The sequence below is a fragment of the Caulobacter sp. GW821-FHT11E11 genome (assembly GCF_058808315.1).
The window spans coordinates 19,939-46,367 of the sequence record NZ_JBXARO010000013.1; the positions used below are offsets into that span (position 1 = coordinate 19,939).

The window sequence follows — 26,429 nt, forward strand, 5'->3', positions numbered from 1 at the left end:
GTCCCTACCACGCCCCGTGGGCGCGACCAGCCTCGCGAAGCTCCTGGACCATCATGTCCTTGAGGACCTGCGGCCCGACGATCTCGATATCGCCGCCCCAGGTGAACAGGTGCCAGGACAGCTCGCGCATGCCGCCGGCCCGGAAGGTCACGGTCACCGAGCCGTCCTCTTGCTTGATCACCTTCTGGGTGGCGTGGAAGCGCCAGCGCAGGGCGTCCTCGGCGCGGCGCGGATGGATGCGCAGCACCACGTCCTGGATCTCGTCGTGATAGATGCCGAAGCTCTCGTCGGCGAAGGCCTGCAGCGAGAAGTCCTCGGGCGGCGGCGCGGGCCGGTCCAGCACCTTCAGGTCGCTCATCCGGTCCAGGCGCCAGGAGCGCGGCCCGCCGGCGCCTTCCGACGCCACCAGATAGTTGCTGCGGCCGAACAGGACACCCAGCGGCGTCACTTCCCGCGTGCGGCCCGGCGTGCTGCCGCCCTCATAGCGGAACGACAGGGCCGACAGCCCCTTGATCGCCGTGCGGATGGCCGTCAGCAGGGCCTGGTCCTCGAACGGGCGCGGGCCGGCGTGGACGGCGATGGTCTCGGCCTGGACCAGGGCCTCGACGTCCGGGGCCACCTTGCGCCGCGCCGCGCCACGCAGGGCCGACAGCAGCTTGCCCTCCAGGGAATAGAGCGACGCCGATCGCGCCTCGGCGCCCGAGGCCTTGTAGCTGTCCGCCGCCGTGCGCAGGGCCGCCAGCTCCTCGGCGGTGGGGGTCTGGAAGACGCCGTCCAGGCCCGACGGGATGCGGAAGCGTTTGGTCGGCGGGTCGTCGATCGCCTCCATCTGCGGGAAGGCCGCCCAGACGGCGTCGCGCATCCGCTCGGCGGTGCGGCGGCCGACATCCAGGTTCTGGGCCATCTCGTCCAGGGTCAGGCCCTCGGCCGAACCGGCCAGCATCCGGGCCAGGTCCAGCAGGCGCGTAGCTTTCTCGTGTCTCATGCGTTCCCCAAACAGACGTACAGCTTACGACCGTTTCTGTCGCAATGCCCGCACATTCTGCGGATGTCGAGACTGGAGAAGCCAATGTCGCGCTTTACTTGCAGCCCCTGGGCGACCGCCCCCGTCAACCAGGCCCTGATCTCGGCCGTGCTCGACTTCGCCGACATCCATCGCGAAATGGGCAACGGCCGCACCCTGCGCCGCATCAGCCACGAGCGTGCGGCCAAGGCCGACATGTTCCTGCTGCTGGGCCGCGACGTGGAGCGGGTCACCGACATCGGCCTGGTGTGGAACGACCGCGAGGACCAGATCGTCCGCATCACCGACGACGCCGAACTGCGCGATTCTCGCCTCGAGGCCTGGGAAGACGCGTTCGACCTGTTCGAGACGGAAGACACGGACGAAATGGCCCCGCCGATGCGCCTCGTGGCGTGAGACTTGGCCCCTTTGCGCCCTAAGCGCGCAAAGCACGCATACCCAACTGCCTAAAATCCGAGAACCGCCGCCGCGCAAAACGGCGCCATTGAGGCGCCGGCGCGGTTGTGACCGTTTCCGGACGGCCTCCCATTGCCGAACGCCGAAACCTGCCTCCCCATGAATTCATCGGGGGAGTATCCGATGATTTTTTGCGTGAATGTCAAAAATCATAATCGTCGGGAGAAAAACGCCATGGAGAAGGGAATCATTACGCGTCAATAAACACAATGAGGGGGTTACTAATGACTCGGCGTTTTAAACCTGCCCTTCTGGCGGGTATCTCCGCGCTATCTATTACTCTAGGATACTCTGTACAAGCGTTCGCCGCCGCACCTGATGCGCCGGCTGATCAGAACGAAATCGACGTCGTCATCGTCACGGGCACGCGCCAGACTGGCCTGCGTGTCATCGACAGCCCCGCCCCCGTCCAAGTCGTCGACACCAGCACGCTGGAACGCACCGGCGCGGTCGACCTGCGCCTCGGCCTGGCCAATCTGGTCCCGTCGTTCAACGCCCAGGCCTTTGGCGGCGACACCGCCAACCTGACCCTTTCGGCCCGCCTGCGCGGCCTCTCTCCCAACCAGGCCCTGGTGCTGGTCAACGGCAAGCGCCGCCACACCACCGGCAACCTGGCGGTTCTTTCGGGCGTCTACCAAGGCGCCGCCGCCGCCGACCTCGCCTTCATCCCGATGGCCGGCATCGGCCGCATCGAGGTGCTGACCGACGGCGCCGCGGCCCAGTACGGCACTGACGCCATCGCCGGCGTCGTCAACATCATCCTGAAGAAGAACCCGTCGGGCGGCTCGATATCGGCCACGGGCGGCGAATATATCGACGGCGGCGGCAAGACGGCCGGCGCGTCGGTCAATGTCGGCATGGCCCCGACCGAAAACAGCTATCTGAACGTCACGGTCGAGGCCAAGTACCACGGCTTCTCGAACCGCGGCCTCGCCGACCAGCGCGTCGTCAACCCGGCCAGCCCGGGCTACTCGGCCGCCAACAACGCCGTCGAGAGCAAGATCCCGGGCTATCCGAACCTGAACCTGATCTCGGGCGACGCCGAATACCGGCTGCAGAACCTGGCCTTCAACGCCGGCGTCGAGCTGCCCGCCGACTTCGAGCTCTATTCGTTCGGCACCCTGGGCCACAAGGATGCCTCGGCCTACGAGAACTACCGCCGCTACAACCGCATCCAGGGCAAGATGGGCGCGGCCGACCGGCCCTTCCCGCTGGGCTTCTCGCCCCGCGAGCGCATCATCGAGGACGACTACGCCCTGACCTTGGGCCTGTCGGGCAAGGTGGTCGGCTGGGACGTCGACCTGTCGTCGACCTACGGCAAGGACGACATCGAGGTGCGCGTCGAGGACTCGGCCAACGCCAGCCTCTATGTCGACACCTCCACCCTGACGACCAAGGGCTTCTCGCCCACCTCGTTCCACGCCGGCGCCTGGCGCACGACCCAGTGGACCAACAACCTGGATCTGCGTCGCGGCTTCGACGTCGGCCTGGCCAATCCGCTGGACGTCGCCGTCGGCTACGAGCAGCGCCGTGACACCTACCGCATCGGCGCGGGCGACGCGGCCTCGACCTACAAGGAAGGCTCGCAGTCGTATCCGGGCTTCCAGAAGACCGACGCCGGCGGCCACAGCCGCACCAGCTGGGCCCTGTACGGCGACGTCGCGGCCACCCCGGTTGAGGCCTGGAAGATCGACGCGGCCGTCCGCTACGAGAAGTTCAGCGACTTTGGCGACACCACGGTCGCCAAGCTGACCAGCCGCTACGACTTCAACGAGATGTTCGCCGTCCGCGGCACCGTCTCGACCGGCTTCCGCGCCCCGACCCTGGCGGAGTCTTTCTACTCGGCCACCAACGTGTCGCCGACCAGCGCCTTCGTGCAGCTGGCCCCGAACTCGCCGGCCGCCCGCCTGCTGGGCATCGACGCCCTGAAGCCGGAGAAGTCGAAGAACTACAGCCTGGGCATCGTGGCGCACCCGATCCCGAAGATGACGGCCACGATCGACGTCTATCAGATCAATCTGAAGGACCGGATCTTCGGCTCCAGCTCGGTCTACGGCCTGCGCAACGGCGTGGTGGTCAACAGCAACGTCAACGCCGCGATCGCCGCCAACGGCAACGTGCTGGACAGCACGGTGGCCAGCACCGGCATCAACATCTTCTCGAACGGCCTGGACACCCGCACGCGCGGCCTGGACTTCGTGGTCTCGTACCCGACCGACCTGGGCGACGCGGGCCGCATCGACTGGACGCTGAGCGGCAACTTCAACAAGACCAAGATCACCAAGGTCAAGTCGCCGCCGGCCGCCCTGGCGACCACCAGCGCCGCCTTCCCGAGCGGTCAGGTCCTGTTCGCCGGCAACGCCGCCTCGCTGCTCGAGAAGGCCGCGCCGAAGTACAAGATCGGCCTGAACGGCCTCTACAGCTTCGGCAAGGTGACGCTGTCGCTGACCGAGACCTTCTACGGCAAGGCCGAGGCCCTGTCGGATCCCGGCACCGGCCCGCTGCTGAACACCGTGGCCAGCGCCGCGGCGATCACCGACGTCGAGCTGTCCTACAAGTTCCTGAAGGGCGTCACCGCCGCCATCGGGGCCAACAACGCGTTCAACAAGTATCCGGACAAGTTCTCGTCCGCGTTCCAGACCGCCTGTATCGCTTCGGGCGGCGGCTGCGTGACCCAGTACCCCGGCTTCTCGCCGTACGGCATCAACGGCGGCTACTACTACGGCCGCCTGAGCTACGCCTTCTAGGGCCAGACTCCGGACTGAAATGCGAAGGGGCGGGCCGCGAGGTCCGCCCCTTTTGCTTTTTGCGCGACCGAAAATCGTGGGTGTTCAAGCTATCGCTTGATAGCGATGCTATGACCAGTTCGTCATGGCCCTGCCAGAACTGGCCCGCGACGCAAGGTTGGATCCCGATCGGATCCAGTATCCAGACTACGAACGCCTGGCGATCGCCTGGGTGAAGCTCAGCAAGCAACGCGGCTTACTTTAGCCTGAGAGCTAAAGCGCCTTGCCCATCCGGATCAGCGGCACGCGATAGCCGGTCGAGGTCACCGCCTCGAACGGCTCGATGTCGTGGTAGCCGCAAGCGCGATAGAGCGGGACGCCGCCCATGGTCGCGGCCATCTCGACGCGGGCGAAGCCCTCGGCGCGAGCGGCGGCTTCGCAGGCGTCCAGCACGACGCGGCCGACGCCTTTGCGGGTGTGGTCGGGGTGGGTGTACATCGCCCGCACCCGCGCCGCGTCGACCTTCGGATCCAGCATCGCCGCGTCGCGCCCCGCCGAGTGGTCGCCGCCGAACAGGGTGGCGCGCCGGCTCCAGCCGCCGCAGCCGGCGATCTCGCCCGCATCCTCGACCACGAAATAGGTGCCGTCGGCGATCAGCTGCGTGTCCAGGCCCATGATCTCGAACGAGGCCTTCACCCCTTCCGGCGGCAGGAAGGCCTGCAGCAGCTCGCCGATCGCGCGGTCCATCAGGGCCGACAGCGCCGGCATGTCGTCGGGGCGGGCCAGGCGCAGGGTCAGAGTCGAGTCCATCATGCTTCCTTCGAGCACTATTTTCGGGTCGCCCACCGATCGCTCAAAGCCAGCGCGCGGCGCCCAATGGCGAGGCTTCTAACATGTCAGAACCGGGGCGGACCCGAATTGCATTGCGCCGCGAAGGCCACAATTTCGAGATGCTGCCCAAGCCGGCGTGACGTGATCACGCCGGAGACAAGGCGGGGATGTCATGAGTGGATTGGACGCGTCTTCGGCGGGTGGCGTACTGACGCGCCGTCGGTTTTTCGAAAGCCTGGCCGCGGTCGGCGGCATGTCGCTGGTGCTGTCGGGCATGGAGGCCCTGGGCTTCTCCCAGGCCTCGGCCACCGAGCTGCCGCCCGAGCTGAGCGGCGGGGCCAAGGGCGCCAAGGTCATCGTGCTGGGCGCGGGCCTGGCGGGCATGACCGCCGCCTACGAACTGTCCAAGGCCGGCTATCAGGTGCAGGTGCTGGAAGCCCGCTCCTATGCCGGCGGTCGCTGCCAGACGGCGCGCAAGGGCTTCAAGCACACCGACCTGATCGGCCACGAACAGACCTGCGAGTTCGACGAGGGCCAGTACATCAACCACGGCCCGTGGCGGATCCCGTACCACCACCGCTCGACCCTGCATTACACCAAGCTGTTCGGCGTGCCGCTGGAGAGCTTCGTCAACGACAACGACGCCAGTTACGTCTATTTCGAGAAGGGCGGCGGCCCGCTGGCCGGCAAGCCCGTGCGCAAGGGCGAGATCGCCGCCGACATCCGCGGCTACACCGCCGAACTGGTCGCCAAGGCCGCCAGCCAGGGTCAGCTGGACGCGCCCCTGTCGGGCCTGGATAAGGAACGCTTCGTCGCCTACCTGGTCAACGAAGGCCGCCTGTCCAAGGACCTGGCCTACAAGGGCACCGAAGGGCGCGGCTTCTCGGTCCATCCCGGCGCGGGCGTCAGCCCCGGGCCCGGCAAGGAACTGCCGCCCTACGCCTTCAAGGACGTGCTGGACAGCAACGCCTGGCGGGTCCTGAGCTCGGTCACCGGCTACGAGCAGCAGCGCACCATGCTGCAGCCGATCGGCGGCATGGACCAGATCGCCAAGGCCTTCGAAAAGCAGGTCGGGCCGATGATCCGCTACGGCGCGGTCGTCGAGAAGATCAAGCAGTCGCCCACCGGCGTGACGGTCGCCTACAAGGGTCCGGACGGCAAGGCGACCGAGGTCACCGCCGACTACTGCGTCTGCACCATCCCGCTCAGCGTGCTGAAACAGATCGACCTGGACGCCTCGGCCCCGTTCAAGGCGGCGATGGAGGGCGTGGCCTACGCCCCGGTCAACAAGATCGGCCTGCAGATGAAGTCCCGCTTCTGGGAGGACAAGCACCACATCTACGGCGGCCACATCTATAACGACTTGCCCGGCATCAACACGATCACCCTGCCCTCCTACGGCTGGCAGGGGCAGAAGGGCGTGCTCTTGGGCTACTACGCGTTCGGCGGCGAGGCGGCGCGGATCAGCGCCAAGACCCCGGCTGAGCGCGCGGCCTTCGCCGTGGCGGCGGGCCAGAAGATCTTCCCGGAATATGCCGAGAACTTCGACAACGCCTTCTCCTTCAGCTGGCACCTGGCCGAGTACAATCTGGGCGGCTGGGCCGAGTGGGGCGAGAACGGGCGCAAGGAATCGTATCCGGTGCTCTGCGAGCCCGACGGCCGCCTCTACCTGGCCGGCGAACACTTGAGCTACCTAGGCGGGTGGCAGGCCGGCGCCATCGAGTCGGCCTGGCAGCAGATCGCCAAGATCCACGCCCGCGTGCAGCAAGCCTAAGCTTTCGAGGAAACGAATGACCTTCGCTTATCGTCTCGCCGCCCTGTCCGTCGTCGCGGCCCTCGCCGCTCCGGCCATCGCCGCCGCCGACGGCAAGTCCGCCTACATGGACAACTGCTCGGCCTGCCACCAGGTGTCGGGCAAGGGCGTCAAGGGCGCCTTCCCGGCCCTGGCCGGCTCGCCGCTGGTGCAGGGCGACGCCCGGCTGGTGACGACCACGGTGCTGAACGGGCGCGCCGGCATGCCCGCCTTCAAGGACGACCTGACCGACGCCGACCTCTCGGCCATCCTGACCTATGTCCGGGGCTCGTGGGGCAACAAGGGCGCGGCCATCGCGCCCAAGGACGTCGCCGCCGCCCGCGTCGCGGCCAAGGCCGGCGCCAAGGCGCGCGGCCTGCAGGCCCACTGATCTTCGAACTGCTCAAGGGAGAACACCATGAAACGCCTCGTCGCCCTCGCCGTCGGCCTCGCCGCCCTCGCCGGCTCCGCCCATGCCCAAGAGATCGTCCGTGGCGGCGATCCCAAGTCGCCGATCGCCAGCGTCGTCACCGTGCCGGCCGGCTATGACACCATCTACGTCTCGGGCATGACCCCGCCGGTGATCGACGACAAGGCCACGGGCGTCGCCAAGTTCGGCGACACCAAGACCCAGACCCTGGGCGTGATCGGCCGCATCGAGGCCGCCCTGAAGAGCCAGGGCGCGACCCTCGCCGACGTCGTCATGATGCGCGTGCTGCTGGTCGGCGATCCGGCCAAGGGCGGCAAGATGGACTTCCCCGGCATGATGGAAGGCTACAAGACCTTCTTCGGCACCGAAGCCCAGCCCAACAAGCCCGCCCGCATCACCAGCCAGATCACCGCCCTGGTGCAGGACGGCATGCTGGTCGAGATCGAAGCCCAGGCGGCGCGGAAGAAGTAACGCCTCGAAGCCGATTTCACCGTTACGCGAAATTAATTTCGTGACAACGTTGTCAGATCGATTTCAAACGTCTATATGGAAATCAGCCCTTTCGGGCGTTTCCTCCCAATGACTCGGCCGCCTTCTTCTCCTGGAAGGCGGCCGTTCTTTTGTCTGGGGCACAGGAAACCCCTCTCTCATAGAGAGAGGGTTTTCGAGGTGAAAGCGGCGTCAGAACCCAAGGCCACCCCAAACTTCAAGACATACTTCGATACAAACCAGCAATTATTGAAAATATTCCATTTTCTGCTGTATAAATGATCAACTATTGAGCCAATTGCAGCACAATATTTGATCTAACGCCCGAAGATCAGCGCGCTTAACCGCCACTATGCTTCGCCGGGATCAGTTCACGTCTCAGCCTTTGGACTGTCGACACGTCCTTCCGCTCGACCGGAAGGCCACGGGGTCGTCTTTCCAAGGGGATGTCCAATGAAGTTCGCCAAGTCCGCCGCGCTCGCCAGCGCCGCCATGATGCTCGCCCTGGCCGGCGCTGAAGCCGCCTCCGCCCAGGCCATGACCACGCCCTCGATGAGCTGGCCCCTGGCCGCCAATCCCAAGCCGACCTCGATCGACGCGGGGCCGCTGGGCAATGTCTATGTCACCGGCGCGATCAGCGGCATCGGCTACCTGCAGAACCGCAAGGCCGGCAGCGACGTCAAATCCCGTCTCGACATTTCGAACGCCCAGGTGATGGTCCAGACCACCGAGGGGCCGATCCAGTTCTTCGCCCAGTTCGGCGCCTATTCGTTCCCAACCGTGGGCGCGCCTTATGGCGAGGCGACCGACAACACCAAGAACACCTTCGGCACGGTGTCGCAGGCGTTCGTGAAGTTCGTGCCCAGCGAGAACGTCTCGATCATGGTCGGCAAGCTCCCGACCCTGATCGGCGCCGAGTACAGCTTCACCTTCCAGAACGCCAACATCACCCGTGGCCAGCTGTGGAACCAGGAGAACCTGATCAACCGCGGCGTCCAGGTGAACTACGCCGCCGGCCCACTCAGCATCTCGGCCTCGCTGAATGACGGCTTCTATTCGGACAAGTACAGCTGGGGCTCGGCCCTGGTGTCCTACGCCGTCAACGACAAGAACGTGGTCGCCTTCGCCGGCGGCGCCAATTTCGACAAGGCGGTCGACGTCTCCACCTCGGCCACGCCGCTGCTGCAGAACAACTCCGAGATCTACAACCTGATCTGGACCCACACCAACGGGCCGCTGACGATCATGCCCTACGTCCAGTACACGCGCGTGCCCAAGATGCCGTCGCTGGGCGTCACCGAGTCGGCCTCGACCACCGGCGTCGCGGTGCTGGGCAAGTACAGCTTCAACGACACCTTCTCGCTGGCGGCTCGCGCCGAGCACATCTCCACCGACGGCAACGGCTCGACCAACCTGCTGTATGGGCCCGACAGCAAGGCCACCACCCTGACCCTGACGCCGACCTTCCAGAAGGGGGCCTTCTTCGTCCGGGGCGAGGTCGCCTACATCAAGCTGAGCGACTACGCCCCCGGCGCCGGCCTGGGCGCCAGCGGCGACGCGAAGTCGCAAACCCGCGCGCTGATCGAGACGGGGATTCTCTTCTAGAACTGGGAGGCTCGCCCCGTCTCTCGTGGGAGGCGGGGCGGTCTGCGGATCAGGCTGAGATGTTGACCAGCGTGCCGGTCAGCTCACCGGTGGTCTGGGCCAGGGCCGCGCCGGCCGAGGCGGTCGCCTTGGCGTTGGTCTGGGCCACCGCCAGTTGCGTCAGGTCGACGATCTGCGCGGCGGCCTCGGTCGCAACGGCGGCCGGACGCGGCGTGTACTGGGCGGCGCTGGAGGCGGAAATCTGCACTGTGACGTCCTCTGGGATGCGTCGGCAATCTGGTCCGCAAGCCTTAAGCAGGCCTGACCAAACAGGGTTAACTGTCAGGCCGTGACGATCCGTCCGTCCCGCGCCTCGACCGGCCATGGCGACAGCCTCGCGCCCACGCAGGGACCGCCGACGCAGGTCCCCTCCTCCACCGTGAACACCGCCCCATGCCAGGAGCACATGATCAGGTCGCCGTCAGGAGTCAGGTAGCGGTCCAGTTCCTGGGCCAGCGGCAGGCCGGCGTGCGGGCAGCGATCGACATAGCCGAACACCGCCTCGCCCCGGCGCACCACGAAGCCGTGGAAACGCTTGTCGCCGATCTGCAGCACGTAATTCCTGGCCTTGCCGTCGGCGATCAGGTCCAGCGGGCCGAGATTGATCCCGGCGCGCGTTTCCCAGATCCGCCCGACAGCAACGGCCTCTTCGCTCAAACCCGCTCGACCGTCTGTTCGATGGCGCCAAAGATCGAGTGGCCCTTGGCGTCCTTCATCTCGATGCGGATGGTGTCGTCGCCCAGCAGGAACGGCGTCTTGGCCGCGCCGTGCAGGATGGTCTCGACCGTGCGCAGTTCGGCCAGGCATGAGTAGCCGAGGCCGCCTTCGCTGATCGGCTTGCCAGGACCGCCGTCCTCGCCACGATTGGACACGGTGCCCGAGCCGACGATGGTGCCGGCGCTGAGCGCTCGGGTCTTGGCGGCGTGGGCCACCAGGGTCCCGAAGTCGAAGGTCATGTCGACGCCGGCGTCGGCGCGGCCGAAGTCCTTGCCGTCCAGCTCGACCAGAAGGGCGCCGTGCAGCTTGCCGTCCTTCCAGGCGTCACCCAGCGCGTCGGGCGACACCGCCACCGGCGAGAAGGCGCTGGCCGGCTTGGACTGCACGAAGCCGAAACCCTTGGCGAGCTCGCCCGGGATCAGGTTGCGCAGGGACACGTCGTTGCACAGCATGACCAGGCGGATGGCCTCCAGGGCCTCCTCGCGGCTGGCGCCCAGCGGCACGTCGTCGACGATGACCGCCACTTCGCCTTCCAGGTCGCAGCCCCAGGCGGCGTCGGCCAGCGGGATCGGATCGCGCGGGGCCAGAAAGCCGTCCGACGCGCCCTGGTACATCAGGGGATCGGTCCAGAAGGTCTCGGGCATCTCGGCGCCGCGCGCCTGGCGCACCAGCTGCACGTGGTTGACGTAGGCCGAGCCGTCGACCCACTGGAACGCGCGCGGCAGCGGGCTCATGGCGTCGTGCTCGTGGAAGCGTTCCTTGGGCACGCCGCCATGCTCGAGGCTCTCGGCCAGGCCCGCCAGCATCACCCCGCAGCGCTGCCAGTCGTCCAGCGCGGCCTGCAAGGTGGGCGCGATCGTCCCGGCGTCGGTGAACCAGGCCAGGTCGTTGGAGACCACCACAAGCCGGCCGTCACGGCCGCCCTTGAGAGACGCGAGCTTCATCAGCGCTTCCTCTTTCCCAGTTCTGATTAAGGCAGGCGGGCCTTGGGGAAGCCCGTCCAACACGCGTCATAGTCACCCTGAAGCGCGGAAGTCTCCAGCGCGAACTTTGTCGGCCGGATCACCCAGCGGCTTTCGAACATGAAGGCCATGGTCCCGTCGATCTTGTGCGGGGCCAGCTGGGCTTCCGTTGCCTTCTGGTGGCTGGCCACGTCGGGGCCGTGGTCGCTCATGCAGTTGTGCAAGCTGGCGCCGCCGGGGACGAAGCCGCCTGCCTTGGCGTCATAGGCGCCGTGGATCAGGCCCATGAACTCGCTCATCACGTTGCGGTGGAACCACGGCGGACGAAACGTGTGCTCGGCCACCATCCAGCGCGGCGGGAAGATCACGAAGTCGCAATTGGCCGTGCCCGGGATCTCGCTGGGCGAGGTCAGGACCGTGAAGATCGACGGATCGGGGTGGTCGAAGCTGACCGTGTTGATCGTGTTGAAGCGCGACAGGTCGTAGCGGTACGGCGCGAGGTTGCCGTGCCAGGCCACCACGTCCAGCGGGCTGTGATCCCATTCGGCGGCCCACAGCTGGCCCTGGAACTTCTGGATCACCAGGGTCGCCGCATCGACGTCCTCGAACGCCGCCACGGGCGTCTCGAAGTCGCGCGGATTGGCCAGGCCGTTGGAGCCGATGGGCCCCAGGTCCGGCAGCTTGAACGCCGCGCCGTAGTTCTCGCAGACATAGCCTCGCGAGGGACCGTCGACCTCGACCCGGAACCGCACGCCACGCGGGATCACCGCGATGTGGCCGGGGCCGGCCTTCAGCACGCCCAGCTCGGTGACCAGGGTCAGCACGCCCTGCTGCGGTACGATCAAGAGCTCGCCGTCGGCGTCGTAGAACACCCGGTTCTGCATCGAGACGTTGGCGAGATAGACGTGGACGCCGAGACCGGCTTGCGTGGCGACATCGCCATTGCCGGCCAGGGTGACCAGGCCGTCGACGAAGTCGGTGGGCTCGGCCGGAATGGCGATCGGGTCCCAGCGCAGGCGGTTGGGCGTCACCGGGCCTTCGAACGGACCGCTGGCCAGCTTGCTCTGGGCGTAGGGCTGGTAGGCCCCGTGCCCGGCGCTGGGCCGCAGGCGGTAGAGCCAGCTGCGCTTGTTCTCGTGGCGCGGGGCGGTGAAGGCCGTGCCGGACAGCTGCTCGGCATAGAGCCCGAACGGCACGCGCTGCGGCGAGTTCTGGCCCACCGGCAGCGCGCCGGCCACGGCCTCGGTGGCGAAGTGAGCGCCGAAGCCGGTTTGGTAGCGGAGGTCCATGGTTGGGTCCTTGGATCTTGACGCAAGCGGAGCCGCCCTCGTCCTTCGACAGGCTCAGGATGAGGGCTACCCTAACGATCGCAGTAAACACCTCATCCTGAGCTTGTCGAAGGACGAGGTGTGGGCCCTCAGGCGTCTACCGTGATCACCCCACGGCGGATCTGGTCCAGCTCGATGCTCTCGAACAGGGCCTGGAAGTTGCCGTTGCCGAAGCCCTGGTTGCCCTTGCGCTGGATGATCTCGAAGAAGATCGGGCCAAACAGGTTCTCGGTGAAGATCTGCAGCAGCAGGCCTTCGTCGCCGACATTGCCGTCCAGCAGGATGCGGTTCTTCTTCAGGCGTTCCAGGTCCTCGCCGTGGCCGGGGACGCGCTTGTCGACCAGCTCGTAGTAGGTCTCGATGGTGTCCTGCAGCTTGACGCCGCGAGCGCGCAGCTTCTCGACGGTGCCGTAGATGTCGTCCGTGGTCAGGGCCAGGTGCTGGATGCCCTCGCCGTTGTACTGGCGGATGAACTCCTCGATCTGGCTCTTGTCGTCCTGGCTTTCGTTCAGCGGGATGCGGATGGCCTTGTCAGGCGCGATCATCGCCTGGCTGAACAGGCCCGTGGCCTGGCCCTTGATGTCGAAGTATTTCTGCTCCTCGAAGCCGAACACCGAGTTGTAGAAGGTCGACCAGGTGCGCATCTGGCCGCGCTTGACGTTGTGGGTCAGGTGGTCGAGCAGGTCCAGGCCGACATTGTTCTTTGCCTCTTCCAAGGCCGCGCCCGGAACCTGTTCCCAGCTGTCATAGATGGTGCCGCCGTCGCCGTAGCGGTCGACGAGATACAGCAGAGAGCCGCCGATGCCTTCCAGCACCTTGGCGTCCGCGCCCAGCAGCGAGCGCGAGGCGTCGGCTGCCTTGGCGCCGCGCGCCAGGGCGTCGGCATAGGCCTGTTCGACGTTCTCGACGCGGAAGGCCATGCCGTTGGCCGACGGGCCGTGGGCTTCACGGAAGTCGGCGACTTGGCCGGCCGTCTCCTGGTTGACGATCAGGTTGATACGGCCCTGCTTGTAGCGGGTCGCGGCCTTGGTCGGGTGCTTGCTGGCGGCGACGAAGCCCAGCTGCTCGATCAGGCCGACCATGGTCGCCGGATCGGGGCTGGTGAACTCGACGAACTCGAAGCCGTCGAGGCCAAGCGGGTTCTGTTCGGAAACCAAAGTGCCATTGGGGGTCATGCGGGTTCTCCCTGCAGGCAGGCGTTGAGCGCCCGCGCGAACGTGTCGATGTTGCTAACGGTCAGGCCGGCCAGATTGATGCGGCCCGAACCCGCCATGTAGATGCCGTGGTCTTCGCGCAGCTGGGCGACCTGGGCCGGCGACAGCGGCAGCAGGGCGAACAGGCCGTGCTGCCCGGCCAGCGGCACCAGCAGCGGAACCGCCGTCGCCAGGCGCTGACGCAGGTCGACCACGCGCGTGCGCATGGCTTCCAGTTCGGACTTCCAGAGCGTCGTGAGGGCTTCGCTCTCCAGGATAACACGAACCGTGGCGGCGCCGTGATCCGGCGGCATCGACCAGTTGGTGCGGGCCAGTGCCCGGATGTTGCTGGCGGCCAGGTCCAGGGTCTCGGCGTCGCGGGTCAGGGTGTAGAGGGCGCCGACGCGCTCACGATACAGGCCGAAGTTCTTGTCGCACGAATAGGCTAGCAGACCGTCCTCGGCGGCGGCCAAAACCAGGCGCATGCCGGCGGCGTCTTCTTCAAGGCCCAGGCCCAGGCCCTGATAGGCCAGGTCGATCAGCGGGGTGATGCCTTTACGACCAACGAGCTCGGCGATCGCCCCCCATTGCTCCAGGCTGTAGTCGGCGCCCGACGGGTTATGGCAGCAGGCGTGCAGCAGCACCGCGTCGCCCGCCCGCGCCGTCTCCAGCGTCGCCATCATGTCGTCGAAGCCCAGCTTCTGGGCGCGCTGGTCGTAGTGGCGGAAGGTGACCGTCTCGATGCCCAGCTGGTCCAGGATCTGGGTGTGGTTGGGCCAGGTCGGGGCGCCGATGAACATGCGGATATCGGGCTTGGCCGCCAGCAGCAGCTCGCACGCCAGACGCACGGCGCCAGTGCCGCCCGGCGTCTGGACGCCGAACACCTCGTGGTCGACCGCGTCGCCGAAGATGATCGGCTTGAGCAGGTCCAGATAGCCGATGTCGCCCTCCGGACCGAGGTAGGACTTGGTGGCCTGCGTGTTCAGCAGGATCTGCTCGGCGGCCTTGACGGCCTCCAGCACCGGCGTCGCGCCGGCATCGTCACGGAACACGCCCACGCCCAAATCGATCTTCTCCGGGCGCGGATCACGGCGATACAGGCCGATTAGCGACAGCAGAGAGTCCGGCGCTTGCGGTGTCAAGCCAGTGAACACGGAGGGAGAGGTCATGGGAGCCTGCTTCGAACTGCCGATCGAGGAAGGGCAGCCTATCGTCGCGCTCCGGTCAGAACCTGCTGAATGTGACCGATCAGACTGCAATATTGGTCATATTGTGACCCTTTCAGACCCTCTACGAGCCATGATACGCCAACACCACTCGACAAAACTGCACCATGTTATGATTGACAGTTGTAGTTTTTCATCGAAACACTCGATCGACACCTGTAAATCGGAGAGATCATGAAACGGACCTACACCTTGGCCATCGGCTTGCTGGCGGCGCTGGCCAGCGGCGGACAGGCCTTGTGCGAGAACGCGGTGCGGCCTGGCGCGAACGGCAACAAGTTCGGCTCGGTGTTCCTGGACATGGGACCGTTCACCAAGGCCCTGACCCTTGTGCTGCTGGTCCTGATCGCCGTGGCGCTGGTCGGCGCGATCCGCCGCTGGCCGCCCGGCGCGCGGCTGTCGGCACGGCTGGCCTATGGCGGCGTGCTGCTGGGCCTGGGCGGCGCGGTGTTCCAGGCCACCAACATGGTCGTGCGCGTGGTCTATGACGGCGGCGCCCCGCCCTTCGTGGTCTGGGCGCCGGGCCTGGCCGAGATGCTGCTGATGCTGACCGCGGGCCTCCTGGCCTCGGCCGTCGGCATCTTCACGCGGCGCGCGGTCGAGTAGCGCCTATTCCATATAATCCAGCGGCAAGGCCGTGGAATCCTTGATCGTGTCCATTACGAACGCGGAGCGCACGTCCTTGACCGCCGGCATCTTCAGCAGGCGCTTCATCATCAGTTCGCCATAGGCGTCGAGGTCGGGCGCCACCACCCGCAGCAGGTAGTCGAAGCTGCCGGTCATGACGTAGCAGCCCACCACCTCGGGCTCGCGCAGCACCGCCTGCCGGAAGGCCTCGGCCGCGCCCTCGGTGTGGTCGACCTGGACCTCGACATAGGCCAGCACGCCCAGCTGGGCCTTGCGCCGATCCAGCAGCGCGACATAGCCGCTGATCAGGCCCGAGGCCTCCAGCTGCTTGACCCGGCGCAGGCACGGACTGGGCGACAGCCCCACCCGTTCGGCCAGGTCAACGTTCGAGATCTTGCCGTCCTCCTGCAGGATCTGGAGGATCTTCCGATCGGCGCGGGTGAGCTTCATCGTGACCGGTTTCAGCTGACAGTTGGCAGATCATGACCCCTTAGCGCATTTCCGGGTCCGAGTGGAGACGAGCCTTGCGCATGGTCAGGCTTGCCGCTCTACCATTGGGCGAAACGCGCAACGCCAGGATCCCGTATGACCGACAGCCCCTTCGCCTCCGGCGCCAAAAAGCTGAAGAGCCCGTTCCAGAAGCAGGGCCAGCGGGTCCTGGGCGGCACGGCGATCGTGCTGCTTCTGCTGCTGGGCTCGTGCAGCGTGCTAAGCCACAGCACCACGGTCGAGCCAGGCAATGTCGGCGTGAAGATCCGCACCCTGGGCGCCTCGGCCGGCGTCGCGCCCGAGCCCCTGCCCGCCCGCTGGTACTTCCGCGGGATCGGCGAGCGGATCATCCAGTATCCGGTGATCCAGCGCACCTACAGCTACACCCGCGAGAAGGACGAGCGCGGTAACGAGAACGAGGAGATCACCTTCTCCGACAACACTGGCCTGCCGATGACGGCCGACATCTCCGTAACCCTGCAGGTCAATCCGGCCTCGGCCCCGAACCTCTACCAGACCTATCGCCTGTCGTTCGACCAGCTGCTGGACGGCCCGATTCGCAACGACGTCCGCTCGGCCGTCGCCGCCGAGGCCGAGAAGGTCGGGGTCGAGACCCTGTACAGCGGCGGTCGCCAGATGGTGATCCAGAAGGCCTACGCCCGGGTCGCCAGCAAGTGGGCGCGCCATGGCGTGACGGTCTCGCAGCTCGACTGGATCGGCTCGATCCGCTACCCGGCAGCGATCATCCAGCAGATGCAGGCCAAGACCCAGCTGGAGCAGGAAGCCCTGGCCGCCAAGGCCCTCGAGGCCAAGGAAACCGCTCTGGCCAACGCCGCCATCGCCCGGGCGCGCGGCGAGGCCGAGTCCATCCGCATCAAGGGCGAGGCCCTGCGCGCCAACCCGCAGGTGCTGCAACAGCTGGCCATCGAGAAGTGGAACGGCGAGCTGCCCAAGGTCACCGGCGGCTCGACGCCCTTCGTGAAGATCGACTAGAGCCCTCCCCCATCACCGCTCCTCCCCGCGAAAGCGGGGACCCAAGCTGACTCAGCAGATTTGTCTCGGGCCGCACCACTTGCTTGAAATTCAGCTTGGGTCCCCGCTTTCGCGGGGATGAGCGGGTTTGGATGGTGCGATCGGCAGCACCAGCGTCGCGGCCTCAAGGCCAGGCGCGTTGGCCTTGATCGTCAGCTTGCCCGCCCCTGCCCCGCGCACCAGGGCCGTCGCCGTGCCTCGATAGGCTGAGCGGACCGGCGAGGCGAACGGCGTGTGGTCAGCAGGCGCGGCGTTGTCGGCAGCCACGAACTGGCCCGCGCCCGAGACCGCGAAGGTGATGGCGACGTCGGCCGAGGGCACGACCACGCCCTTGGCGTCGACCACCTTGGCGCGGACGAAGGCCAGGTCGTCGAAGCTTGTCCCCACGCTCTTGTCGTCGCTGGCCAGCACGATGCGCTTGGCCGCGCCGGCGGTGCGCAGCGTGTCGCGCGGCCCCGTCCCGCCGCAGCTGGCAACCACCTCGCCCGGCGCGAAGGTCACGCTCCACTGGCGGGGCGAGCCGTCGGCGGGCAGCGGCAGGGCGCCCAGGGCGCGGCCGTTCAGCGTCACGTCGACCGAGGGGCAGTTGCTGTAGACCTCGATGGTCTCGGGATGGGCCGACAGGTCCTCGGGCGTCCAGTCGTCGAAGATCCGGGGCTTCTGGGCCGGCGTGGCCACCGCGACCATGGTCGGCAGGGCCGGCGCCGGACCCGCGCCGTCGTTGGAGGGCGGCGGCGCGGCCGGGGCGGCGTTGCGCACGACGTGGATGACCGGCGTCTCCGACCACCAACCGGCCCGCTGCATGCCCGTGACCTTCACCTGGCCGGCGCGGTCCAGCAGGCCCGCCGGATTGCCGATATTGGGCCAGCCGCTGCGGTCGGACTCGCCCAGATAGTCGACGCCGGTCCACAGGAACATGCCGGCATAGGGCGCGAAGTCGCGCACCGCGACCCACGAGCCGCGCGTGTGGCTGTTCTCGGTCCCGACGATCTTGCGGCTGGGCTTGTCGGTGTGAGCCTTGGTCAGCTCGCCTTCGCGATAGTTCTGGCCGACCACGTCCAGCATGTCGGCCAGGCCGTTGCTGTAGTCGCCCGTCACGTTGGGTCGGAACAGGCCCATGGTCACCGGCCGGGTCGGATCGGTGGCGTGCATCACGTTGAGCAGGCTGCTCAGCGCCGCCTTGGCCTGGACGGGATAGGCGGTGTCGTGAATCTCGTTGCCGGCGCTCCAGATCACCACGCTGGGGTGATTGCGGTCGCGGCGCAGCATGTCGCGCGCGTCGCGCTTGTGCCAGTCGCTGAAGAACAGGTGGTAGTCGCCGGGCGTCTTGGCGACGTTCCACTGGTCGAACAGCTCATCCATGACGACGAAGCCCATGCGGTCGGCCAGGTCCAGAAACTCCGGCGACGGCGGGTTGTGGGCCGTGCGGATGGCGTTGACGCCCAGGGCCTTCAGGGCGGTGAAGCGCTGACGCCAGACCGCCAGGGGCACGGCCGCCCCGACCGCGCCGCCGTCGGCGTGCAGGGCCACGCCCTTGAGCTTGAAGTTCTTGCCGTTCAGCCAGAAGCCGGTCTCGGCCTTGAACTCGGCGGTGCGGATGCCGAACGGCACGACTTCGGTGTCACTGGCCTGGCCATCGGCGCCAATCACCCGGATCGTGGCCTGATAGAGGTCGGGCGTCTGCAGGTCCCACAGCTTAGGCGAGGCGATGGCCAGCTCGGCGGTCAGGGTCTCGGTGCGGCCGACATCGACAGCGACCGGCGCGACGGTCTGGCGGGCGACGATCTTGCCGTCAGGACCGGTGACGACGATCTCCAGTCCGGCTTGGGCATTGGCCTTGCCACCATTGGTCACGTCGACCTGGACTTTGGCCGTGGCGCTATCCGATCCGATCACCGGCGTGCTGACGAACGCCCCGCCCTGCTCGACATGCAGCTCGCCAGTCTCGATCAGCCGGACCTTCCCGTAGATCCCCGACCCTGCGTACCAGCGCGACGAAGGGGCAAATGCGGTGTCGGCCCGCACGGCCAACACGTTGCGACCGTCGGCCCGCAGGAAGTCGGTGACGTCGTAGCGCAGGCCGACATAGCCGCTGGGGCGGTGACCCAGGTGGTGGCCGTTGATCCAGACGCCGCTGCGCTCCATCACCCCGTCCAGCTCGACGAAGACCCGGCGGCCCGGGGTCGGCTTGGCGTCCAGGGTCTTGCGGTACCAGGCTACGCCCGTCGGCAGGAAGCCCCCGGCCCCGCCGGCCCGCGCCTTGACGACGAACGGTCCGGCGATGGCCCAGTCGTGCGGGACCGAGACCTTGGTCCAGCCGGAGTCGTCCAGCGCGAGCGTCTCCGCGCCCTCGGGATCGCCGACGAAGACCTTCCAGTCCTCGGCCAACGGCGTGGTCTGGCGATCGGCCGCGCTGGCCGCAGAAGCGAGCAACAGCGCGAGAGCCGCGCCGGCGAACAAGAGGCCCGTTTTCGACAAGCCGTCCTCCCTGGTGTCGCCGAATCCGGCAACTCTCATTATTCGGGATGATATCCCATTAAATGAAAGGCTAGCGTCAAAGCGTCGGGAAGGTCAATCGGGCGTAGTTGCCAAAGCAAAACGCCCCGGGTTTCCCCGGGGCGCTTCAATTACTTCTTGGGCCCCTTGTCAGGGTCGCCCTTTCAGTTGGCCAGTCGGCGCAGGAAGGACGGGATTTCCAGGTCTTCGCCGTCGTCGGTCTGCGGCGTCTCGATCGGCTGCAGCTGCGGGCGCACGCTCTGGGTCGAGCGGGCCTGCGGTTGCGGGGCAGAGGCGGTCTGTTGCTCGTAGCGCTGGCGACCACCGCCGAACATCGAGAAGAAACCGCCCTGCTTCTGGGGACGACGCTCTTCGTAGTAGTTGTTCTCGGGGAACAGCGGCTCTTCCGAGACCGGGGCGTCATCGACCATCGGGTCGACGATGCGGGTCACCTGGCGAGCTGCCGGCTGAGTGATGCGCGGCTCTTCAGCGACGGGTTCGTCGTAGTAGATTTCCGCTTCCGGTTCCGGCTGCGGGGCGGCCATGACGATTTCGGGCTCAGGCGCCGGCGCCGGCTCGAAGGTCGAGAACGCCGACGACGGACGCTCGACCGGACGGGCCGCTTCGTACCGGGCGGTCGGACGGGCCGGTTCCGGCTGCGGGGCCGGACGGGTGGTGTCGGCGATCAGCGGCTGGGTCGTGGTGTTGCGGGTGACGGGCTTGGGCTCGATCTGGGCGATCGAGGCGCCGTCCATCCCGGTGGCGACCACCGACACGCGGATCACGCCTTCCAGCGACGGATCGAAGGCCGCGCCGAAGATGATGTTGGCTTCCGGGTCGACCTGGTCCGAGATCGCGTTGGCGGCCTCGTCGACTTCCAGCAGGGTCATGTCCATGCCGCCGGTCACGTTGACCAGCACGGCCTTGGCGCCCTTCAGCGAGACTTCGTCCAGCAGCGGGTTGGCGATGGCGTTCTGAGCGGCCATCAGGGCGCGGTCTTCGCCGGTGCCCTCGCCGGTGCCCATCATCGCCTTGCCCATCTCGGTCATGACCGTGCGGACGTCGGCGAAGTCGAGGTTGATCAGGCCCGGCAGGACCATCAGGTCGGTGATCGAACGGACGCCCGAGTGCAGCACCTGGTCGGCCATGCCGAAGGCTTCGGCGAAGGTCGTGCGCTCGTTGGCGACGCGGAACAGGTTCTGGTTCGGAATGACGATCAGCGTGTCGACGTAGCGCTGCAGCTCCTGGATGCCGCTGTCGGCCAGGCGCATGCGGTGACGACCTTCGAAGTGGAAGGGCTTGGTCACGACGCCGACGGTCAGGATGCCGCGCTCACGCGCGCACTTGGCGATGATCGGGGCCGCGCCGGTGCCGGTGCCGCCGCCCATGCCGGCGGTGATGAAGACCATGTGCGCGCCGTCGAGGTGCTCGCCGATCTCCGGGAAGGATTCTTCAGCCGCGCTCATGCCCACTTCGGGATGCGCGCCGGCGCCCAGGCCCTGCGTGATCTGCACGCCGAGCTGGATGCGGCGATCCGTTTTGGCGAACTGCAGCTGTTGCGCGTCGGTATTGGCCACCACGAACTCAACACCCTCGAGACCCGCCTCGATCATGTTGTTCACAGCGTTGCCGCCAGCGCCGCCCACACCGAACACCACGATACGCGGCTTCAGTTCAGTCGTACGCGGCGCAGAAAGAGAAATAGCCATGGGACCCTCGCGTCCTTAACGCCGAAATCGTCGAACTAGACCTCGGCGACACCCAATCGCCCAGGATTGCCTCGACGATCGTGTTAACAGAACAACCACCATCGTTAATCGGCAGTTAACTGCATAATCTGAGTCGTGGTCGGGTCGAGCGCGACCGTTGGATAAATTGTGGTCTATCAACAGAATCTCCAAGGGAACCAAGGGTTCCAGCGGGGATTCACAGGCGCGTGCGACCGAACGACGCTGAACCCGATTCTGGGCGAATACCGGCCCTTTGAAGCAGCAAAAAGGCCCGGCGAAAAGCTCGGCCGGGCCTTCAAGGTTAAACAGTAGAGTTAATCACGCTTAAAACTTAGCAGCTTGGCTACAGGCCCAAGCTAGAGGTTGTCGCGCAGCCAAGCGGCTGCTTTCGCCATCGGCGAAGCGTTGGGATCCAGCGGACGCTTGCGGGCCACGCCGCCGGCCAGGGCCTTGGACGAGACGGCTTCGCGGGGCCCGAAGGCGGTGCGGTGCAGGACGCCGGCGGCGGCGCAGAAGGCCGGGCCCGAGGCGGCGTCGGCCAGGTGCGGCACCCGGCGCGGACGGCCCAGGCGGACCGGGCGGTCGAACACGCGCACGGCGACTTCACGAACGCCGGCCAGCTGGCTGGCGCCGCCCGTCAGGACGATGCCCGCGCCCGGCTCGACCGGCGCGCCCGAGGCCTTCAGGCGCTCGCGCAGCAGTTCCAGAGTCTCTTCGACGCGCGGCTGGATGATGCCCTTGAGCAGGCTGCGGGGCGCGATGACCGGACCGGCGCCCGGATCGTCGCCGCGCGGCGGCGCCTCGATCATCTCGCGGTCTTCGTTGGCCGAGGCGATGGCGCTGCCATGCAGGGTCTTGATGCGTTCGGCGCCGACCACCGAGGTCTGCAGGCCGCGGGCGATGTCTTGCGTCACGTGACCGCCGCCGACCGACAGGCTGTCGACGTGGCAGAGGGCGCCGTTGTTGAACACGGCCACCGAGGTCGAGCCGCCGCCCATGTCGATGCAGACCGCGCCCAGGTCCATCTCGTCCTCTTCAAGCGCGGCAAGCGCGGAAGCGAACGGCGCGGCGACCACGCCTTCGAAGGACAGGTGAGCGCGTTCGACGCAGTGGGCCAGGGTGTGGAAGATGTTCTCGTTGACCGAGACCACGAGGAGCTCAAGGCCCAGCGAGCGGCCGAACATGGCGCGCGGGTCGCGGATGCCGCGCTGGCCGTCGACCGACCAGGCGATCGGCAGCAGGTGGATCGGCTTGCGGCCGGGGATGCGGACCTGCGCCAGGGCCGAGGCGATGGCGCGCGACAGGTCGCCGTCGCCGATCGGACGGGCGCCCAGCGAAACCTGCGTATGGACGCGGTTGGAGGCCAGCTGGCCACCGGCGGTGCAGACGCTGACGCTCTGGACGTTGACGCCGGCCACGGTCTCGGCGCGCTCGACAGCCTGGGCGATCGCTTGCGCGGCCTCGTCCAGGTTGACGATCGCGCCGCCCCGCACGCCGCGCGACTGGACATAGCCCACGCCGGCGGTCGTCAGGGTGCGGTTCTCACGGTGCACGCCGTCGGCCTTCATGATGAAGCACGTGACCTTGGACGCGCCCAGGTCCACGGCCGCGATGGCGGGCTGGCGCACGAGCGTGGCCTTCAGGCCCTCGCGAGCTTGCTTCCGTTCCTCCATTCGCGACATCGCTATCGTCACCTCAGCACACTAAATCTACGCCCCACCAGCGGCGGGCTGCCCAGGCAGCGCCGCATCGCGGGGTCGAACAGCCACCATTTCGGGGTCGCGCAGATCGATCCGCGCGAAACCCATGTCGAGGATTCGCTGTCGTTGGTCGAGCTGATCCAATTGAATCAGCGCGGATTCTTCGTCAATGGCCGGCAGCTGGATCAGCGAGCCGTCCTTCAAGCGAAGATCCCAACGACGGTCATCCACCCGCACCAGCGCTTCCAAACGGTCGCGCAGACGCGGTCGAGAGGCGACGGCCGGCAGGATCAGGCCTGCTGCCTGGTCCGCCCCCTGCCCCACCACCAGCGGTAGCTGGGGGAAGCGGGCCGGGTCGGCCTCGCTGATCACCCGGCCTTCGCCGTCGATAACCTTCATGCGGCCCTGGTTTTGCCAGACCGCCAGCGCCGGCCGCTCTTCCACCGCGATCAGCACGGTGTCGGGCAGCATGCGCACGACTTTCGCGTCCTTCACCCAGCCGACGCTCTGCACGCGGGTGCGAACGTCGTTCAGGTCCATGCCCAGCGTCGGCTGGTCCACATAGAGACCCGAGGCCGCCAGAATGTCGGCCTGAGCGGCCGAGGACGCGCCCCGGATATGCACCGTCTTCAACTTGAAGCCGGCCGAGGCGAAACTGTTGTCGACACCATGGACCATGGACATGCCGATGCGCTCGGCCCGATGGCCGGTCGCCAGCATCACCACAAGACCGAGACCCAAGGCCGCGCCTGCAACCGTCAAGGCGACCGTGGGCGACAAACCCACGCCCTTGGCGGCGTGCAACTTGGCGGCCGGCTGCGCCCCCCGGGGCGCCGGCTTGCCTTTGCTCGGACTTGCGGGCGCTTCGGCCCGGGGTCGCCTAGGCTTAGGCGGTCCCCCCCGCACTACAGCGGGCATAAGCGTCCTCCACGATCCACAAAACTAACTGGTCAAACGGGATCCCGACGTGATCGGCCTGCTCGGGAGCGAGCGAGGTCGGCGTCATGCCGGGCTGCGTGTTGACCTCTAGAAGGACCAGAATGTCGTTAATGTCGTCATAACGGAGGTCCGATCGGGTTACGCCTTGGCAACCAAGAGCCGAGTGCGCCAATTCGGCCATCCGCATGGCGCGATCCCTTACGCCATCAGGGATTGGGGCGGGTAAGACGTGGATGGACCCCCCCTCCGAGTACTTGGCTTCGTAGTCGTAGAAACCTGTGGATGCACGGATATCCGTTACCGCCAGCGCCCTGGGACCATTTGACTCACCCATGACCGCTACGGCCAATTCCAACCCTCGGATGTAGGGCTCAACCATGACTTCCTCGCCGAAAGTCCAGGTCGGAGAGGCAAGTTCTTCCGGCGGACGGTTCGCTCCCTCCAAAATAATGAAGACGCCCACGGACGATCCCTCGGCATTGGGCTTCACGACATAGGGGGGCTGCAACACATGGTCGCGCGCGACATCGTGTCGGTTGTAGAGACCACCGCCCGGAACGACCACGCCGGCGGCCGCCAGCACGGCTTTCGCCTTGGCCTTGTCCATCGCCAGCGCCGACGGCAGCACGCCCGAGTGGGTGTAGGGCACCTTCAGGGTTTCCAGGACGCCCTGGACGCAGCCGTCCTCGCCCCATTCGCCGTGCAGGGCGTTGAAGACGAGGTCGGGCTTGGTGGCCGTCAGCACCTGGGCGACGTCCTTGCCCGGGTCGATCCGCGAGACCTTGGCCCCCAGCCGCTCCAGCGCATCGGCGCATTCCCGGCCCGACACCAGGCTGACCTCGCGTTCCGACGAAGGGCCGCCGAGCAGGACGGCGATGTGGCGGCCGGACAGGGGTTGGGTCATGGAGGCGCTCTATAAGCCCTCCCCCTTGATGGGGGAGGGTTGGGTGGGGGTGCCGCGCCGCATCGGACGCTTGAACCCTTCCTAGAGAGGCGGAAAGGCCGTGCCAACACCCCCATCCCTACCCTTCCCCCATCAAGGGGGAAGGGAGAGCTGAAGTTGTGAGTTTAGTGCCCAGCCGCCGCCGGAGCCGCCGCCTTGATCACGCGGAAGTCGACGCCCGTCTCGGCCACCAGGTAGATGAAGCTGGCCCAGGCGGCGACGTTCTGCGCCAGTTCGTCGGGACGCACCTTGTTCAGGGTGTCGTCGGCGGTGTGGTGGTAGTCGAAGTAGCGGGTGGCGTCCTGCTCCAGCTCGATCGACGGCACGCCGGCCTCTTCCAGGCCCTCGATGTCGGCGCCGCCATGGCTGGCGGGCGCGCGGTTCACATAGATCTTCAGCGGGGCCAGGACGTTGGCGGCGACGGTGGCGAACGGATGGGTCGCAGCGCCCGCCGGGAGCTTCAGCGAATAGATGCGGTCAGCGCCGGTGTCGCTTTCACCGGCCAGGACGATCTTGGCGACCTCGTCCTTGTGGGCGGCGATATAGGCTTCCGACGAGCCGCCGCTTTCCTCCGAGCCCCACATCACGACGCGGATGGTGCGCTTGGGATGCTTGGGCAGGTCGCCGATCAGCTTGGCCGCGGCCGTGTTGATGGCGATGCCGGTGGCGTCGTCGAGAGCGCCGGTGCCGACGTCCCAGCTGTCCAGGTGGCCGCCGATGACGATGACTTCGTCCGGCTTTTCCGAACCCTTGATCTCGCCGGAGATGTTCCAGGCCACGTCATTGGCGTCGGTGGTCGAGGCCAGCTTCAGCTTGATGCGCAGCGGCTTGCCTTCCTTGGCCAGGCGCTCCAGCTGCTCGGCTTCCGGCACGCCGATCGCCGCGGCCGGGATGGCCACGACGCCGTCGCCGAAGGCGGTGACGCCGGTGTGCGGCACGGTCGAGTCCGAGGTCGAGATCGAGCGGATCAGCAGGCCCACGGCGCCGCGCTTGGCGGCTTCCACCGGACCCGAGCGACGCGAGATGCCGGCGATGCCGTAGCCCGAACCGTCCTGAGCCTTGACCATCGGCTGGGTGATGACGGCGATCTTGCCCTTCAGCGCGCCCTCGGGGGCGGCCATCATCTCGGCATAGGTGCGGAACAGGGCGACGTCGGCCTCGATGCCCTCGGCGGGAGTCGGCACGGTGCGGCCCAGGCCTACGATGCCCAGCTTCATCGGATAGGGACCGACCAGTTCGGCGCTCTCTTCACCCCGCGTCCACGACGGCTTGGCGAACTGCTCGACCTTCACGTCGGTGAAGCCCAGGGCCTTCAGCTTGGCCGCGCCCCAGTCCTTGGCGCGCTCCATGGCCGGCGAGCCGACCAGGCGCGGGCCGATATTGGTGGTCAGGTCCTCGGTGATGTCCCAGGCCAGGCGGTCGAGCAGCGCCTTGTCGCGCAGGGCCTCGGCGGTCGCGACGGGATTGGCGGGCGCGGCGGCGGCCGGCTGCTCCTTCGCGCCCTTCTTAGGGGCGGTCTGAGCATGGGCGACGCCCGAAACCAAAGCGAGGGCGGCGGTGGCGACCAGAAGACGACGGTACATGAGCAAGGATTCTCCCCAATGGCGGGGGAGTCATAGCACCGGTTCCTGACATGGGGAGTCAGCATCCGCGTG

Annotated in this window: 23 protein-coding genes and 1 pseudogene; 8 read left to right on the forward strand and 16 right to left on the reverse strand. The window is 67.1% G+C overall.

The features are described 5' to 3' along the window. Positions 1 to 4: 4 nt before the first annotated feature. Entirely contained in the window at positions 5 to 985 is a 981-nt protein-coding gene (locus AC1RR5_RS25525) for a helix-turn-helix transcriptional regulator (RefSeq protein WP_492926365.1), read from the reverse strand. Positions 986 to 1,069: 84 nt separating this feature from the next. Here AC1RR5_RS25525 and AC1RR5_RS25530 point away from each other — a divergent pair, with 84 nt between their 5' ends. Together AC1RR5_RS25530 and AC1RR5_RS25535 are read left to right on the forward strand one after the other, a co-directional pair. Beyond that, the gene (locus AC1RR5_RS25530; protein ID WP_492926367.1) at positions 1,070 to 1,420 is read left to right on the forward strand and encodes a hypothetical protein; all 351 of its coding nucleotides are present in this window, start codon (positions 1,070 to 1,072) and stop codon (positions 1,418 to 1,420) included. 284 nt (positions 1,421 to 1,704) lie between these two features. Next, positions 1,705 to 4,227, forward strand: a complete 2,523-nt coding sequence (locus tag AC1RR5_RS25535; protein ID WP_492926369.1) for a TonB-dependent receptor plug domain-containing protein — start codon at positions 1,705 to 1,707, stop codon at positions 4,225 to 4,227. 252 nt (positions 4,228 to 4,479) lie between these two features. Here the strand turns inward: AC1RR5_RS25535 and AC1RR5_RS25540 are convergent, their stop codons facing one another. Then, positions 4,480 to 5,019 (reverse strand): GNAT family N-acetyltransferase, encoded by a 540-nt coding sequence (locus AC1RR5_RS25540; protein WP_492926371.1) that lies wholly within the window; start codon positions 5,017 to 5,019, stop codon positions 4,480 to 4,482. Positions 5,020 to 5,209: 190 nt separating this feature from the next. Between AC1RR5_RS25540 and AC1RR5_RS25545 the strand changes: the two genes are divergently transcribed. The 4 genes from AC1RR5_RS25545 (at position 5,210) to AC1RR5_RS25560 (ending at position 9,353) form a co-directional block, all read left to right on the forward strand. Further along, complete coding sequence (locus tag AC1RR5_RS25545) at positions 5,210 to 6,811, forward strand: flavin monoamine oxidase family protein (protein WP_492926373.1); 1,602 nt, start codon at positions 5,210 to 5,212, stop codon at positions 6,809 to 6,811. A gap of 16 nt (positions 6,812 to 6,827) precedes the next feature. Next, complete coding sequence (locus AC1RR5_RS25550; RefSeq protein ID WP_492926375.1) at positions 6,828 to 7,220, forward strand: c-type cytochrome; 393 nt, start codon at positions 6,828 to 6,830, stop codon at positions 7,218 to 7,220. Between the two features lie 27 nt (positions 7,221 to 7,247). Beyond that, entirely contained in the window at positions 7,248 to 7,730 is a 483-nt protein-coding gene (locus tag AC1RR5_RS25555) for a RidA family protein (protein WP_492926377.1), read from the forward strand. Positions 7,731 to 8,201: 471 nt separating this feature from the next. Next, entirely contained in the window at positions 8,202 to 9,353 is a 1,152-nt protein-coding gene (locus AC1RR5_RS25560) for an outer membrane beta-barrel protein (RefSeq protein ID WP_492926378.1), read from the forward strand. A 49-nt stretch (positions 9,354 to 9,402) separates the two neighbouring features. Here the strand turns inward: AC1RR5_RS25560 and AC1RR5_RS25565 are convergent, their stop codons facing one another. The 6 genes from AC1RR5_RS25565 to AC1RR5_RS25590 form a co-directional block, all read right to left on the reverse strand. Then, on the reverse strand, positions 9,403 to 9,600 hold the full coding sequence (locus tag AC1RR5_RS25565; protein ID WP_492926379.1) for a hypothetical protein: 198 nt from the start codon (positions 9,598 to 9,600) through the stop codon (positions 9,403 to 9,405). A 74-nt stretch (positions 9,601 to 9,674) separates the two neighbouring features. Beyond that, the gene (locus AC1RR5_RS25570) at positions 9,675 to 10,049 is read right to left on the reverse strand and encodes a Rieske (2Fe-2S) protein (RefSeq protein WP_492926380.1); all 375 of its coding nucleotides are present in this window, start codon (positions 10,047 to 10,049) and stop codon (positions 9,675 to 9,677) included. Then, positions 10,046 to 11,053: a fumarylacetoacetate hydrolase family protein gene (locus AC1RR5_RS25575; protein ID WP_492926381.1), complete on the reverse strand. Its 1,008-nt coding sequence runs from the start codon at positions 11,051 to 11,053 to the stop codon at positions 10,046 to 10,048. Before AC1RR5_RS25575 ends, AC1RR5_RS25570 begins: the two co-directional genes overlap by 4 nt. Positions 11,054 to 11,079: 26 nt before the next feature. Continuing rightward, positions 11,080 to 12,360 carry a homogentisate 1,2-dioxygenase gene (gene hmgA / locus AC1RR5_RS25580; RefSeq protein ID WP_492926382.1) on the reverse strand — a complete coding sequence of 427 codons (1,281 nt, stop codon included), beginning with the start codon at positions 12,358 to 12,360 and terminating at the stop codon, positions 11,080 to 11,082. Positions 12,361 to 12,488: 128 nt separating this feature from the next. Then, a complete protein-coding gene (gene hppD / locus AC1RR5_RS25585; RefSeq protein WP_492926383.1) occupies positions 12,489 to 13,574 on the reverse strand; it encodes a 4-hydroxyphenylpyruvate dioxygenase in 1,086 nt (361 codons plus the stop codon). After that, positions 13,571 to 14,761 (reverse strand): amino acid aminotransferase, encoded by a 1,191-nt coding sequence (locus AC1RR5_RS25590; protein ID WP_492926385.1) that lies wholly within the window; start codon positions 14,759 to 14,761, stop codon positions 13,571 to 13,573. Before AC1RR5_RS25590 ends, hppD begins: the two co-directional genes overlap by 4 nt. 231 nt (positions 14,762 to 14,992) lie before the next feature. Here AC1RR5_RS25590 and AC1RR5_RS25595 point away from each other — a divergent pair, with 231 nt between their 5' ends. After that, positions 14,993 to 15,424 (forward strand): hypothetical protein, encoded by a 432-nt coding sequence (locus tag AC1RR5_RS25595; RefSeq protein ID WP_492926387.1) that lies wholly within the window; start codon positions 14,993 to 14,995, stop codon positions 15,422 to 15,424. A gap of 3 nt (positions 15,425 to 15,427) precedes the next feature. Here AC1RR5_RS25595 and AC1RR5_RS25600 read toward each other — a convergent pair whose 3' ends face one another. Continuing rightward, positions 15,428 to 15,895 carry an Lrp/AsnC family transcriptional regulator gene (locus AC1RR5_RS25600; RefSeq protein ID WP_492926389.1) on the reverse strand — a complete coding sequence of 156 codons (468 nt, stop codon included), beginning with the start codon at positions 15,893 to 15,895 and terminating at the stop codon, positions 15,428 to 15,430. 135 nt (positions 15,896 to 16,030) lie between these two features. Here AC1RR5_RS25600 and AC1RR5_RS25605 point away from each other — a divergent pair, with 135 nt between their 5' ends. Then, a complete protein-coding gene (locus AC1RR5_RS25605) occupies positions 16,031 to 16,927 on the forward strand; it encodes an SPFH domain-containing protein (protein ID WP_492926391.1) in 897 nt (298 codons plus the stop codon). A 90-nt stretch (positions 16,928 to 17,017) separates the two neighbouring features. Here AC1RR5_RS25605 and AC1RR5_RS25610 read toward each other — a convergent pair whose 3' ends face one another. The 7 genes and pseudogenes from AC1RR5_RS25610 to AC1RR5_RS25640 all read right to left on the reverse strand — a co-directional run bounded on the left by AC1RR5_RS25610 (position 17,018) and on the right by AC1RR5_RS25640 (position 26,363). Beyond that, positions 17,018 to 19,444, reverse strand: coding sequence for a glycoside hydrolase family 2 TIM barrel-domain containing protein (locus tag AC1RR5_RS25610; RefSeq protein ID WP_492926393.1), 2,427 nt, complete (start codon positions 19,442 to 19,444; stop codon positions 17,018 to 17,020). A gap of 182 nt (positions 19,445 to 19,626) precedes the next feature. Further along, positions 19,627 to 21,171 carry a cell division protein FtsZ gene (gene ftsZ / locus AC1RR5_RS25615; protein WP_492926395.1) on the reverse strand — a complete coding sequence of 515 codons (1,545 nt, stop codon included), beginning with the start codon at positions 21,169 to 21,171 and terminating at the stop codon, positions 19,627 to 19,629. A 35-nt stretch (positions 21,172 to 21,206) separates the two neighbouring features. Next, a pseudogene (locus tag AC1RR5_RS25620) lies at positions 21,207 to 21,273 on the reverse strand (hypothetical protein). A gap of 275 nt (positions 21,274 to 21,548) precedes the next feature. Next, entirely contained in the window at positions 21,549 to 22,874 is a 1,326-nt protein-coding gene (gene ftsA, locus AC1RR5_RS25625) for a cell division protein FtsA (RefSeq protein WP_492926397.1), read from the reverse strand. Between the two features lie 27 nt (positions 22,875 to 22,901). Then, positions 22,902 to 23,810: a cell division protein FtsQ gene (ftsQ, locus tag AC1RR5_RS25630; protein WP_492926399.1), complete on the reverse strand. Its 909-nt coding sequence runs from the start codon at positions 23,808 to 23,810 to the stop codon at positions 22,902 to 22,904. Beyond that, entirely contained in the window at positions 23,779 to 24,735 is a 957-nt protein-coding gene (locus tag AC1RR5_RS25635; RefSeq protein ID WP_492926401.1) for a D-alanine--D-alanine ligase, read from the reverse strand. Before AC1RR5_RS25635 ends, ftsQ begins: the two co-directional genes overlap by 32 nt. 164 nt (positions 24,736 to 24,899) lie before the next feature. After that, positions 24,900 to 26,363 (reverse strand): M20/M25/M40 family metallo-hydrolase, encoded by a 1,464-nt coding sequence (locus tag AC1RR5_RS25640; protein WP_492926403.1) that lies wholly within the window; start codon positions 26,361 to 26,363, stop codon positions 24,900 to 24,902. Between the last annotated feature and the right edge of the window lie 66 nt (positions 26,364 to 26,429).

What these genes read in the sequence shown, in the direction of transcription:
- AC1RR5_RS25535 (WP_492926369.1), top strand. Translation starts at nt 1,705, where the DNA reads ATGACTCGGCGTTTTAAACCTGCCCTTCTGGCGGGTATCTCCGCGCTA.
- AC1RR5_RS25600 (WP_492926389.1), bottom strand. Translation starts at nt 15,895, where the DNA reads ATGAAGCTCACCCGCGCCGATCGGAAGATCCTCCAGATCCTGCAGGAG.
- hmgA (WP_492926382.1), bottom strand. Translation starts at nt 12,360, where the DNA reads ATGGACCTCCGCTACCAAACCGGCTTCGGCGCTCACTTCGCCACCGAG.
- hppD (WP_492926383.1), bottom strand. Translation starts at nt 13,574, where the DNA reads ATGACCCCCAATGGCACTTTGGTTTCCGAACAGAACCCGCTTGGCCTC.
- AC1RR5_RS25575 (WP_492926381.1), bottom strand. Translation starts at nt 11,053, where the DNA reads ATGAAGCTCGCGTCTCTCAAGGGCGGCCGTGACGGCCGGCTTGTGGTG.
- AC1RR5_RS25545 (WP_492926373.1), top strand. Translation starts at nt 5,210, where the DNA reads ATGAGTGGATTGGACGCGTCTTCGGCGGGTGGCGTACTGACGCGCCGT.
- ftsZ (WP_492926395.1), bottom strand. Translation starts at nt 21,171, where the DNA reads ATGGCTATTTCTCTTTCTGCGCCGCGTACGACTGAACTGAAGCCGCGT.
- AC1RR5_RS25590 (WP_492926385.1), bottom strand. Translation starts at nt 14,761, where the DNA reads ATGACCTCTCCCTCCGTGTTCACTGGCTTGACACCGCAAGCGCCGGAC.
- AC1RR5_RS25595 (WP_492926387.1), top strand. Translation starts at nt 14,993, where the DNA reads ATGAAACGGACCTACACCTTGGCCATCGGCTTGCTGGCGGCGCTGGCC.
- AC1RR5_RS25525 (WP_492926365.1), bottom strand. Translation starts at nt 985, where the DNA reads ATGAGACACGAGAAAGCTACGCGCCTGCTGGACCTGGCCCGGATGCTG.
- AC1RR5_RS25530 (WP_492926367.1), top strand. Translation starts at nt 1,070, where the DNA reads ATGTCGCGCTTTACTTGCAGCCCCTGGGCGACCGCCCCCGTCAACCAG.
- AC1RR5_RS25555 (WP_492926377.1), top strand. Translation starts at nt 7,248, where the DNA reads ATGAAACGCCTCGTCGCCCTCGCCGTCGGCCTCGCCGCCCTCGCCGGC.
- AC1RR5_RS25550 (WP_492926375.1), top strand. Translation starts at nt 6,828, where the DNA reads ATGACCTTCGCTTATCGTCTCGCCGCCCTGTCCGTCGTCGCGGCCCTC.
- AC1RR5_RS25635 (WP_492926401.1), bottom strand. Translation starts at nt 24,735, where the DNA reads ATGACCCAACCCCTGTCCGGCCGCCACATCGCCGTCCTGCTCGGCGGC.
- AC1RR5_RS25605 (WP_492926391.1), top strand. Translation starts at nt 16,031, where the DNA reads ATGACCGACAGCCCCTTCGCCTCCGGCGCCAAAAAGCTGAAGAGCCCG.
- AC1RR5_RS25540 (WP_492926371.1), bottom strand. Translation starts at nt 5,019, where the DNA reads ATGATGGACTCGACTCTGACCCTGCGCCTGGCCCGCCCCGACGACATG.
- AC1RR5_RS25560 (WP_492926378.1), top strand. Translation starts at nt 8,202, where the DNA reads ATGAAGTTCGCCAAGTCCGCCGCGCTCGCCAGCGCCGCCATGATGCTC.
- ftsQ (WP_492926399.1), bottom strand. Translation starts at nt 23,810, where the DNA reads ATGCCCGCTGTAGTGCGGGGGGGACCGCCTAAGCCTAGGCGACCCCGG.
- ftsA (WP_492926397.1), bottom strand. Translation starts at nt 22,874, where the DNA reads ATGTCGCGAATGGAGGAACGGAAGCAAGCTCGCGAGGGCCTGAAGGCC.